Genomic DNA, 5,909 nt, shown 5'->3' with positions numbered 1-5,909 from the left:
GGTGCTGAGAAAACTAAGATTGCTGTTCGATCGTTTTCCTAAAAAACACAATCTAGTCCTGTTTGGACAACGAGACAAGGTGAATGCCGAAGGCAGAGAGGGTGCCCTGGGGTACAATGGCACCATACTGCGTTGTTCGTCGCTCATTTGAAGCACCAAACTTCTCTCCTCTCGCCTTGTCTGGCGCCATTGAAGGCGCAACAGGGCTGTCAAAATGATGGTTAACACCCCCTTAGTTAATGATCGTCTTTAATAGGCAATGACCTGAGATTGGTAATTTCTTTTTCGGTCATTGTGACAGTGCGGTTAAGCATAGAAATACGTGTGCGTTGACGTAAAATGACGCTAAGACTTGCCAAGATACCGAGCAATGCTCCCAACACCAACGCCAAGACTAAAGCAACAGATAAGGGAATTTCCTGTTCACCCAAGTAATAATTAATGCTAATGCTATCAGCATTGAGAACAGCAAAGCTGAGGCCAAGCAGCAATACAATTAGCAGTAGTGCTAGTGAGAGTATGCGCAAAATAACCACCTCAAATGGCGCTGCCCCAATATAAACTAAGATAAACTTGGAGCAACGAGTAGAACAAAAGACTAATTCAGCAGCTGTTTTTTAGTCTTTCGTTTTCATAACACGTGCTCTAAGCTCTTTACCCGGCTTAAAGTGAGGCACGTATTTTCCTGCCAATGGCACCGCATCACCTGTTTTGGGGTTGCGTCCCATACGAGGTGGACGAAAATGCAGTGAAAAACTACCAAACCCACGCACCTCTATACGGCTACCCTGAGCAAGGGTTTGTGCCATTTCCTCAATCAACGACTTAACCGCAAACTCAACATCCTTGGGTGACAAGTAGTTTTGTTTTTGGCTCAGCCGTTCTATGAGTTCTGACTTTGTCATAACCTTTTATCTTATTCAATCAAGGACAACTTAAGGAGCATGTAATTCAGAGGCTCCTTAAATAACTATCGCCCTTATTTCCCCATCTGTTCTTTAAATAAATCACCAAGGGTCGCAGCACCCGTATCTGAAGACTTCACACTATAGTCTTGCACTGCCTTGGCTTCTTCTTGCCTGTCTTTAGCCTTAATAGAGAGCACGATATTACGTGACTTACGGTCTACTGCGGTAAACTTGGCCTCGACTGTTTCGCCTTCTTTTAACACGGTACGCGCATCATCAACACGCTCTTGTGCCAATTCGCCAGCGCCAAGATAACCTTCGATACCATCGCCCAAATCAATAACAGCACCTTTTTGTTCAACAGAAATTACTGTACCACTGACGATTGTGCCTTTACCGTGTTCAGCCAAAAACTGTGAGAACGGGTCTGTTTCAAGCTGCTTAACACCCAAAGAGATACGTTCACGCTCAGCATCGATAGCAAGAATAACAGCATCGACTTCATCACCCTTCTTAAAGTCATGCGAAACATCTTCGCCTTCGCCCTGCCAAGACAGATCAGACAAATGCAACAAACCATCAATAGCGCCTTCAAGTCCAACAAAGATACCGAAATCAGTGATCGACTTGATCGTGCCATGAACACGATCGCCTTTCTTATGGCGTGCAGCAAAATCAGCCCAAGGATTAGTCTGGCACTGTTTCATACCGAGAGAGATACGACGACGTTCTTCATCAATATCGAGCACCATCACCTCAACTTCCTGGCCAATATGAACCACTTTTGAAGGATGCACATTCTTGTTAGTCCAATCCATTTCAGACATATGAATCAAACCTTCAACACCGTCTTCAATCTCAGCGAAACAACCATAGTCAGCAATATTGGTCACTTTACCAAACAAACGTGTATTAACCGGATAACGGCGTGCCAAATCTTTCCACGGATCATCGCCTAATTGTTTAAGACCCAGTGATACGCGTTTGCGCTCACGATCAAACTTCAATATTTTAACGTCGATCTCGTCACCAACATTGACAATATCCGAAGGCTGCTTAACACGTTTCCATGCCATATCAGTGATATGCAACAGACCATCAATACCACCCAGGTCAAGGAATGCACCGTAGTCGGTAAGGTTTTTAACGATCCCTTTAATAACCTGCCCTTCTTGCAGGTTATCAAGCAGCTCCTGGCGCTCAACACTGTTTTCATCTTCGACCACCGCGCGACGTGATACCACGACGTTGCTGCGTTTTTGATCTAGCTTAACAATCTTAAATTCGAGCTCTTTACCTTCCAGATAGCTAGTGTCACGCACAGGACGAACATCAACCAAAGAACCTGGCAAGAAGGCGCGCAAACCATCAAGGTCAACGGTGAAACCACCTTTAACTTTGCCATCGATGCGGCCAGTAATAATTTCGCCTTTCTCCATTGCCACATCAAGCTTGCGCCAAACTTGAGCACGCTTGGCTTTTTCACGGGACAGACGCGTGGCACCAAAACCGTCTTCTACTGTTTCCAGTGTAACTTCAACAATATCACCAACACTGACTTCAACTTCACGCTTTTCATTATAAAACTGTTCAATAGGAATAACGCTTTCAGACTTCAAACCAGCACTGACAATGACAGAGTCACCCTCAATTTTTATCACGGTGCCATTAACAATAGCACCGGGACGCATCAACAATTCTACCTGGCTCTGTTCAAATAATTCGGCGAAACTTTCACTCATAGCTTTAACGTTATCCATATTAATTAAGTAAAAAAGCCCCCTTGATGGCTCAGGGTCTTCCCTTGCACAAAAGCGTGCATGCCAGTCTACATCTGGCAATAAGCTTAAAATTTATTCTTTAAGCTTATCTGAATAAGGTTTAACTAACCTTATCCCATAAATCACTCACTTGCGTCACCACGTCATCAATAGATAATGTGGTTGTATCAAGCACTATCGCATCTTGTGCAGGCTTAAGCGGCGCAACCTCCCGGGTCATATCACGCTCATCGCGCGCAACAATATCGTTTAGAAGGCGCGCAAGATTAACACTGACTCCCTTACCAATCAACTGTTTATAGCGTCTTTTGGCACGTTCTTCAGCACTTGCAGTCAGGTAAATTTTAAGTTCGGCATCAGGGAAAACAACCGTACCCATATCACGGCCATCAGCAACCAAGCCCGGCACAGCCTGAAATGCACGCTGACGCGTTAACAAAGCCTCACGCACCGCACCAATTGTCGCCAGCCGAGACGCCAAGTCACCACAAGCCTCAGTGCGAATCTCGGCACTGACGTCCTTCCCTGCCAAAATCACTGAAACTCCGCTATCACAGGGCTCAAAGACTACGTCCAGGCGATTGGCAATCTCTGTTACCGCGACAATATCGCTAAAATCAACCTCATTCTTGGTCGCAGCAAGCGCCGTGACACGATAAATCGCGCCACTATCAAGTAAATTCCACTCCAAACGACACGCAAGCAAACCACTGACCGTGCCCTTACCCGCGCCACCTGGCCCATCAATAGTAATAACGGGAGCCGTTGCCATTAAGCTAACTCAACATTAACGCCAACCTGGCACGCTAATTCGATAAAATCAGGGAATGAGGTATCCACATTGCGACAATCTCGAATCGTTATGGGCGCCTTAGCAACTAAACCGGCCATGGTAAAAGCCATCGCAATTCTGTGATCGCCGTGACTATCCACCTCACCACCAACAATATTGCCGCCACCTTGAATAACAATACCGTCGTCACGCGATACGGCATCCACACCTATTGCTAGCAGACCATCGGCCATCGACTGAATACGATCACTTTCTTTCACTCGTAGTTCTTCAGCTCCCGTCAACACCGTTTCGCCTGTCGCACAAGCAGCAGCAATAAACAATGCTGGAAACTCGTCAATTGCTAGCGACACCTGATCTTCAGGAATATGAATACCTTTGAGGTTAGCTGAACGCACACGAATATCGGCAACTGGCTCACCACCCATCTCTCGTTCATTCTGCAGCGTAATATTGGCACCCATTTGCACAAGAATATTAATCACACCAATACGCGTCGGATTGATACCTACATGCTGTAGTAACAAATCAGAACCCGGCACGATAGACGCCGCCACCAAAAAAAATGCAGCCGAAGAAATATCCGCCGGCACATCCACCTTACTGGCGCTTAAACGCACACCTTGCGGATTTACCACAATGGTATTGCCTGCTCTATCTCCTTCTCTGGCCCCTTCTCTATCTAAAGTACAACCAAACCCTGCTAACATACGCTCGGTATGATCACGCGTTAGTGCAGGCTCAGTAATTCGCGTAATGCCTTTAGCATAAAGCGCAGCCAAAATCAGACACGACTTCACCTGCGCACTCGCCACGGGCATGACATAATCGATCGCGCGCAAGCCTCTTGTCGCAGTAATGGACAATGGCGGCATACCAGCATTAGCCGTTGCAATATTGGCACCCATCTCAGTCAAAGGAGAGGTAACTCTACGCATCGGGCGTTTTAGCAAGGACGTATCACCGGTCAGCACCGAATTAAATGATTGGCCCGCTAATAGTCCACTCAACAATCTCATTGATGTGCCCGAATTGCCTAAATCAAGCATCGTAGGTGGCGTTTTCAAGCCATGTAGACCGACACCGACAATCGTCAACTGTGTTGCATTATGCTGCGCAATCTCCACACCCATAGCACGAAATGCATTCACTGTTGCGAGGTTATCTTCACCTTGCAGAAACCCGCTGACCTCGGTAACCCCTTCAGCGATAGCGCCAAGCACGACTGACCGGTGGGAAATCGATTTATCCCCTGGAACACGCAATTCACCACGGATAGATTTGCTCGGGCGCTCTCTAGATGAAACGATAGGCTTGCTAATAAAAGTTAGTTTATTCATTTTTTATATGCGCTAATTTGATACCATTACTTACTTAGATTCCAGCTTAAGCCCCAGTTTAAACTAGGCCATCTCGTGCTGATTTAGCGCGCTGCATGACTTGCATCAACGCCTCATCATCACCGTCAGCAATGGCTTGCTTGAAAGCGCTTAACCCGTCGATGTAATGATCCAATAATTTCACCACACTATCGCTATTATCATTAAAAATATCACGCCACATCTCGGGGTTGCTAGAGGCAATGCGCGTAATATCATAAAAACCACCTGCCGCAAACTGGCGTGCATCCTGGCCACCTTGTTGTACCAATAAATCAACCAGCAAATACGCCACCACGTGTGGCAAATGACTGGTTAGTGCCAACAGATCATCATGAGATTGCGCATCCATAATCACCAGCTCTGCACCACAACACTGCCACAGCTCAGTCACCAACTGTACTGCTGTAGCATCTGTATCACTCACTGGCGTTAGCACTACACGGCGTTTTTCATATAAGTCTGCTGTGGCTGCTTCAAAACCACTATGCTCTGCGCCTGCAACGGGGTGCCCTGGAACAAATCTGGAGAATCTTTCATTCAATCGGGATTTTGCCAATTCGATCAAACGTACTTTTGCACTACCTACATCAGTGATTGTTACATTATTGGCCATATCACTTGGCAACACAGCAACAAGCTGGTCAAGCACAGCTGACATCGTGCCTAAGGGGGTCGCAATCACAATAACGTCCGCCCCTGCGATGGCAGCGGCCATATCCGTTGTTGCTCGATCAACAATACCCATCTCAATCGCTTTATCAAGACGCTGCTGGTTCCTGCCCCAAGCAACAATCTCTGATACCGCAGCAGCACGTTTTAAGGCTAAAGCTAAAGACCCGCCAATCAGGCCGAGTCCAAGGATGGCAACACGGTTAGCTAGGGTCTGTTGACGTTTCATTTTCATCACTGTTGCACCTTCAACACCGCCAATCCAGGCGCGAGGCGCGTCGTTTGCTGGTTGCAAATAAGCAACGAGTAACGCCGAGTGGCGGTGTTGAAGGTGCAACCCGCAGGGCTGGGACGTTTTTTTCACCCCACCGCGTTG

Annotated in this window: 6 protein-coding genes; all 6 read right to left on the bottom strand. The window is 46.9% G+C overall.

Translation table 11 applies throughout. The features are described from left to right. Positions 1-236: 236 nt before the first annotated feature. The 6 genes from JKY90_07890 to JKY90_07865 all read right to left on the bottom strand — a co-directional run bounded on the left by JKY90_07890 (position 237) and on the right by JKY90_07865 (position 5,762). Positions 237-527, bottom strand: a complete 291-nt coding sequence (locus JKY90_07890; protein ID MBL4852182.1) for a LapA family protein — start codon at positions 525-527, stop codon at positions 237-239. Positions 528-617: 90 nt separating this feature from the next. Beyond that, positions 618-905: an integration host factor subunit beta gene (locus tag JKY90_07885; GenBank protein MBL4852181.1), complete on the bottom strand. Its 288-nt coding sequence runs from the start codon at positions 903-905 to the stop codon at positions 618-620. Between the two features lie 74 nt (positions 906-979). Then, a complete protein-coding gene (rpsA, locus tag JKY90_07880; protein ID MBL4852180.1) occupies positions 980-2,668 on the bottom strand; it encodes a 30S ribosomal protein S1 in 1,689 nt (562 codons plus the stop codon). 121 nt (positions 2,669-2,789) lie between these two features. Next, the gene (gene cmk, locus JKY90_07875) at positions 2,790-3,461 is read right to left on the bottom strand and encodes a (d)CMP kinase (protein ID MBL4852179.1); all 672 of its coding nucleotides are present in this window, start codon (positions 3,459-3,461) and stop codon (positions 2,790-2,792) included. Then, the gene (gene aroA, locus JKY90_07870; protein MBL4852178.1) at positions 3,461-4,822 is read right to left on the bottom strand and encodes a 3-phosphoshikimate 1-carboxyvinyltransferase; all 1,362 of its coding nucleotides are present in this window, start codon (positions 4,820-4,822) and stop codon (positions 3,461-3,463) included. Before aroA ends, cmk begins: the two co-directional genes overlap by 1 nt. Positions 4,823-4,880: 58 nt before the next feature. Then, positions 4,881-5,762, bottom strand: a complete 882-nt coding sequence (locus JKY90_07865) for a prephenate dehydrogenase/arogenate dehydrogenase family protein (protein MBL4852177.1) — start codon at positions 5,760-5,762, stop codon at positions 4,881-4,883. Positions 5,763-5,909: the final 147 nt, after the last annotated feature.

This window comes from Gammaproteobacteria bacterium (assembly GCA_016765075.1).
GTDB lineage: Bacteria > Pseudomonadota > Gammaproteobacteria.
This window is presented reverse-complemented; position numbering and strand designations above follow the sequence as displayed.